The organism is Bradyrhizobium sp. Leo170 (genome assembly GCF_004296405.1).
Taxonomy (GTDB): Bacteria; Pseudomonadota; Alphaproteobacteria; order Rhizobiales; family Xanthobacteraceae; genus Bradyrhizobium.
Genome location: NZ_PSRR01000459.1, coordinates 1 through 5,285, shown reverse-complemented (window position 1 = coordinate 5,285; position 5,285 = coordinate 1). Strand labels below are relative to the sequence as shown.

The following is a 5,285-nucleotide window of genomic DNA, read 5'->3' as shown; positions in this document are numbered from 1 at the left end:
GCGCATTGGCAAGCGTCGTCTTGCCCGACCCGGTGCCGCCGGCAATCAGGATGCTGCGCGCCTCACTGACCGCGGCCGTCAGCACCTTTGCCATTAGCGGTGAGGCAATCTGCGCCTTGACGTAGTCGGACAGACGGAACGTGGTCGTTGCGGGCTTGCGAATGGCAAAGCAAGGCGCGAGCGAGACCGGCGGCAAGACGCCTTCAAAGCGTTCCCCCGTTTCGGGGAGTTCCGCCGAGATGATTGGCGAGGAACCGCTGGCTTCCGCCCGCACGTGGCTCGCAACCAGCCGGATGATCCGCTCGGACTCCTGCGGCGTCAGAACGACGCCGGTGTCCGCGCGGCCCGTGCCATGCCGGTCAAGCCAAAGCTTCCCATCGGGATTGACCATGACCTCGACGACATCGGCTTCCTCCAAGGCGAGCGCGATCGCCGGTCCCATGGCGGTCCGCAGCATGCCGCGACGCCGTTCGCGGGTCTCTGGCGAGAGGAGATCAGACATTGCCGACCTCCTCTCGCCCTGCCGGAGAATGCTCCGGCGGCTCCCCCGCCGCGTTCTGCGCGCGGGATCCTGTGTCGCCGGGTTGGGCTGCGCCCAGAGGGGCGCCCTCCTCGAGGTTCCGCATGAAGAGATCCGGCTTCGAGGCGCTGACGCGGTCCATGACGTCGGCGACAAGCCGGCCGCCGGAGGCGACGCGTTTGCCGACCTGGGCGACAAACATCTCGAACCGCTCGCGGCCGAGCGCTCGCGCTGCATCCTGATCTTGGGAAGGCAGCGGCGGCGTTATGGTCAGGTAGTAGCGGATGAAGAGCGCGATGGTCTCCGCCAGGACGCTCACGTCACGGTCGGCGCCTTCCAGTTGCCGGCTCATCCGGTCTAGCCTTCGGATCAGCGCCGCATCGCCGCTGGTGTCACGCTCGGGGTTGAGAAAGCGATCCAGCGCAGCCTCGACAATGGCTGACTTGTTGGCTCCGGGACGCTTGGCTGCGAGTTCGAGCCGTTGCGCCACGCTATCGCTGACATAGGCCGACAGTTTCGGTTTCATCGGGATACTCTTCAGAACGAAGGGAGAAGATCGTCGTCGTCGCGGGTGACGGCATGGGCGCGGCGTACGGTGCTTGACGCGCTTGCAGCCTGCTGCATCTGGCTGCGGTCGGCGGCGACGTCGGACTCGTCGTCGAGCAATCGCTTCTCGAAGGCGCGAGGTTCGCTCACTGCCGGTGCAGTCTCGTCGAACAACAGCAATTGCTGCTTGAGGCCGCCTTCCTCGCCGCCCGTCTGCATGAGCTCGCGATATGGCAGGGTTGCGAGGCGAAGGTCGGTGGTGCGCACTTCGCCGCGCCAATCGTCAGTGCGGACCGGCGGCCGGTCGGCATACTCGTCGTCCGCCAAGAATGGTGGCTTGCGCAGACGGTTGACGAAGTTTGCGTCCTCATAGTGCCGCAGCTTGATCGCCCGGACTGGTGCAAGGCCGGACACCAGCACGATGGCCTGGTCGGGCGGCAACTGCATCACTTCGCCTGGCGTCAGCAAAGGACGCGCGGTCTCCTGACGACTGACCATGACATGGCCAAGCCAGGGCGCCAGCCGATGACCGGCATAGTTGCGCTGTGCGCGTAGTTCCGTTGCGGTGCCGAGGGCGTCTGAAATCCGCTTGGCGGTGCGCTCGTCGTTGGCGGCGAATGCGATGCGGACGTGACAATTGTCCAGGATCGCGTTGTTCTCGCCGTACGCCTTTGCGATCTGGTTGAGCGACTGCGCGATCAGATAGGCGCGGATGCCATAACCGGCCATGAACGCGAGCGCGCTTTCGAAGAAGTCGAGCCGGCCAAGTGCGGGAAATTCGTCCAGCATCATCAGGAGCTGGCGGTGCGTGCGGTCACCTGCCTTGGTGTGCAGCGTCTCGGTTAGCCGCCGACCGATCTGGTTGAGGATCAGTCTGATCAGCGGCTTGGTACGGCTGATGTCCGACGGCGGAACAACGAGATAGAGCGTGACCGGCTTGTCGGCACTCACGAGGTCGGCGATGCGCCAATCACAGTATTCGGTGTTTCGGCTGACGACGGGATCACGGTAGAGCCCGAGAAAGCTCACAGCGGTCGAGAGAACGCCTGAGCGCTCGTTTTCGGACTTGTTGAGCAGCTCTCGTGCGGTCGCGGCGACCACGGGGTGCACCTTAGGCTCGGCCTCAGTGCCGAGATGATTGGTCGCCAGCATGATCCTGAGCGTCTTCTCAAAGGACTGCGCAGGATCGGCCAGGATCTCGGTGACGCGGGTGAGCGTCTTCTTCTCTTCCGCGTAAAGGACGTGAAGAATGACGCCGACCAGCAGCGAATGACTGGTCTTTTCCCAATGGGTTCGGCGTTCAAGCGCCCCTTCGGGGTCGACCAGGATGTCGGCGATATTCTGGACGTCGCGGACTTCGGCCGCTCCTTTGCGCACCTCAAGCAGCGGATTGTAGCGGGCGCTTCTGGAATCGGTCGGATTGAACAAGAGGCAGTGCGAAAACGTCGAACGCCAACCGGAGGTCAGTTCCCAGTTCTCGCCCTTGATGTCGTGCACCACCGCAGACGAGGTCCACGACAGCAATGTGGGCAACACCAGCCCCACTCCCTTGCCCGACCGGGTCGGTGCAAAGCACATGACGTGTTCCCGAGAGTGCGTTGGCGTTCCATATCGGGTTCCTTGCTGCAAGGGAGGATCTCCGGTGGGTACGGAATATTTCAAGAACGAAGCGCGTCGCTCTTTTTGGTCGGTACACGTTGAAGCCTGGCGACGAAGCGGTCTCAGCAAGCGCAAATATTGTCGTCAGCATCGTCTCAGTGGCGGTACATTTGATCGGTGGCTGCGGCATCTGATTGACGCCGAAGCTCTGAAAATACGAACGGAATTGCATCGGGAAGAACGTCGGGAGCGACTCCGGAAGACGCGGGCTCCAGTATCGAAGGACCTCCGCTGCAGAGCCGTGCAAGCGTTCTGGGCGATGCACGTTGAAGCAATGAGATGGTGCGGTCTGAGCATGCAAGCGTATGCCAAGGCACATGGCATATCGCAGCACAGCCTGAGGCGATGGCGCGATTTGATCGACGCCAACGAGGTCGAAATCGACTGGCGTGCGCAACTTCATCCGAGCGCCCGCCCACTAATAAGCATTGGTGCTAGCAGCGCTGCTAAGGGGTCTCGCGTCGGGAGCCGCTTGACAGATGCACCAACTGTCGATCCGCCGAACGACGGACGCGCCATCCGACGTCGCTTCAGTGACGAGGAAAAGGTCGCGATCGTGACCGAGTCCGAGCTCCCCGGCGCCACCGCCGCAGAGGTTTGCCGGCGCCACGACATCGTCACCAGCATGTTGTTCCGGTGGCGGGTACAGTTCGGGTTCAGCAAGCGAGGGCGGGCGAACTTGGCGGCTGTGACGGTCGCAGGAGCGCAATCCGCAACGCTCGTCCTGAACGATCTGTTGCAGCCGCCCGACGGCATGAAGGTTATCGAATTGGACGATGGGCGCCGCGTGTTCGCACCGATCGGCTGCGATCCGGATGCGGTGCGGCGACATGTTGCCGAACAGGAGACGGCATGATGATGATCGTGCCGGCCGGCGTGAAAGTGCACCTGGCTTTGGGCTATACCGACATGCGCAAGGGCCTTGATGGGCTCGCTACCCTGATCCAGGAACACCTCAAGAAGGACCCGTTCTCTGGCCACCTGTTCGCCTTCCGTGGCCGGAATGCGAGCAGACTGAAGATCCTGTTTTGGGATGGCAATGGGCTCTGCCTGTTCACCAAGCGCATCGATCAAGGTGGCTTCATCTGGCCGAGAATGACCGATCCTGGCGGCACCGTGACGTTGTCTCCAGCGCAGCTTGCGATGTTGATCGAAGGCATCGATTGGCGCACGCCGGAGCGTCGATGGCGACCTGCAATCGCAGGCTAAGAAATCACAGAAACCCGCATAGAATATAGCGAAGTTGCTTCCTCGAATCGGCATGTTCGAGTAGATTCGGACATGCAGCTCGATCTCAATAACTTGCCATCGGACACAACGCTTCTTCATCGTTTGGTGCGGGATATTGCAGAGACTGTCCAGCATCGAGACAGCGAGATCGAGCGTCTCCAGTCGATCATCAAACAGCTTCAACGAGCACAATATGGGCGTCGTTCCGAGCGCCTCGATGCTGGTCAACTCGCCCTTGGGCTTGAAGATCTTGGCGTCGATGTTGCCGCCGTCGAGGCCGATCAGGGTTCGGCGACTGCCGTCCCGCGACCTCCGAATCCGCGTCCGAAGCGCAAACCACTGCCCGAGCATCTGCCGCGCGAAGACGTGGTGCTCCATGTCGATTGTGAAAGCTGCGGGTGCTGCGGCGGCCCTCTGCATGCGATTGGCGAGAGTGTCAGCGAGATGCTGGACTGGGTGCCGGCTCAGCTTCGCGTAGTGCGGATCACACGCCCGAAATATGCCTGCCGTACCTGCAACAAGGTCGTGCAAGCTGCGGCGCCGGAGAGACCGATCGCTGGCGGATTGGCAACAACAGCCCTGCTCGCCCACGTGCTGGTCAGCAAGTACTGCGATCACACCCCGCTCTACAGACAGTCGCAGATCTTCGCTCGACACGGTGTTGATCTCTGTCGTTCGACGCTGGCCGGATGGGTTGGCGGCGCGTGCTGGTGGCTGGAAGCTCTGCACGAGCGACTGTGCAAAAACGTGTTTGCCTCCGGTCATCTGTTCGCCGACGACACACCGGTTCCGGTGCTCGATCCTGGCCGCGGGCGAACAAAAACCGGACGACTGTGGGTGTACGTCCGGGAGCAAAGACCCTGGAGCGGACCAGAGCCGCCGGCGGCAGTGTATCTGTTCGAGCCGGATCGCAGGGCGCAGCGTCCTGTATCCCATCTTACGCAGTTCAAAGGGGTCCTGCACGTTGACGGCTATGCTGGCTTCGAACATTTGACCAGCAATGGTGACGTCGTACTTGCTGCGTGCTGGGCGCACACGAGACGCAAGTTTTACGAGATCGTCGAAGCTACCGGATCGCCTGTTGCGGCGGAGGCCTTGCGTCGGATCGGAGAACTCTATGCAATTGATGCGCGGGTCCGCGGAAAATCTCCTGCCTATCGACTCGCTGAGCGGCGCTCCTTCTCGAAACCGATCGTAGAGGCACTTCATTCCTGGCTCGAAGCGCACCTTCCACGCCTGCCCGCAACAAGCACACTTGCTGAGGCGATCCGGTATGCCCTCTCGCGTTGGGAGGGATTGACGCGCTTCCTGCAGGACGGTCGCATTGAAC

General features: G+C 62.0%; 6 protein-coding genes. 3 read left to right on the top strand and 3 right to left on the bottom strand.

From position 1 onward, the window contains the following. The 3 genes from CWO89_RS40315 to traG all read right to left on the bottom strand — a co-directional run. The coding region (locus tag CWO89_RS40315; protein ID WP_245476795.1) for an ATPase, T2SS/T4P/T4SS family at positions 1–502 on the bottom strand (502 nt) is incomplete at its 3' end. After that, entirely contained in the window at positions 495–1,046 is a 552-nt protein-coding gene (locus tag CWO89_RS40310) for a CopG family transcriptional regulator (RefSeq protein ID WP_130229213.1), read from the bottom strand. The genes CWO89_RS40310 and CWO89_RS40315, both read right to left, overlap by 8 nt. Positions 1,047–1,057: 11 nt before the next feature. After that, positions 1,058–2,695, bottom strand: coding sequence for an IncP-type conjugal transfer protein TraG (traG, locus tag CWO89_RS40305; protein ID WP_283813576.1), 1,638 nt, complete (start codon positions 2,693–2,695; stop codon positions 1,058–1,060). A gap of 13 nt (positions 2,696–2,708) precedes the next feature. Here traG and tnpA point away from each other — a divergent pair, with 13 nt between their 5' ends. The 3 genes from tnpA to tnpC form a co-directional block, all read left to right on the top strand. Continuing rightward, positions 2,709–3,581 carry an IS66 family insertion sequence element accessory protein TnpA gene (gene tnpA, locus CWO89_RS40300; protein ID WP_130231739.1) on the top strand — a complete coding sequence of 291 codons (873 nt, stop codon included), beginning with the start codon at positions 2,709–2,711 and terminating at the stop codon, positions 3,579–3,581. Then, positions 3,578–3,934: an IS66 family insertion sequence element accessory protein TnpB gene (gene tnpB / locus CWO89_RS40295; RefSeq protein ID WP_456644980.1), complete on the top strand. Its 357-nt coding sequence runs from the start codon at positions 3,578–3,580 to the stop codon at positions 3,932–3,934. Before tnpA ends, tnpB begins: the two co-directional genes overlap by 4 nt. 72 nt (positions 3,935–4,006) lie before the next feature. Beyond that, positions 4,007–5,285: IS66 family transposase (gene tnpC / locus CWO89_RS40290; RefSeq protein ID WP_130583824.1), on the top strand; the 1,279-nt coding region annotated here is incomplete at its 3' end.

Excerpts from the sequence above, each read along its gene's own strand:
- tnpB (WP_456644980.1), top strand. The coding sequence starts at position 3,578 with ATGATGATGATCGTGCCGGCCGGCGTGAAAGTGCACCTGGCTTTGGGC.
- CWO89_RS40310 (WP_130229213.1), bottom strand. The coding sequence starts at position 1,046 with ATGAAACCGAAACTGTCGGCCTATGTCAGCGATAGCGTGGCGCAACGG.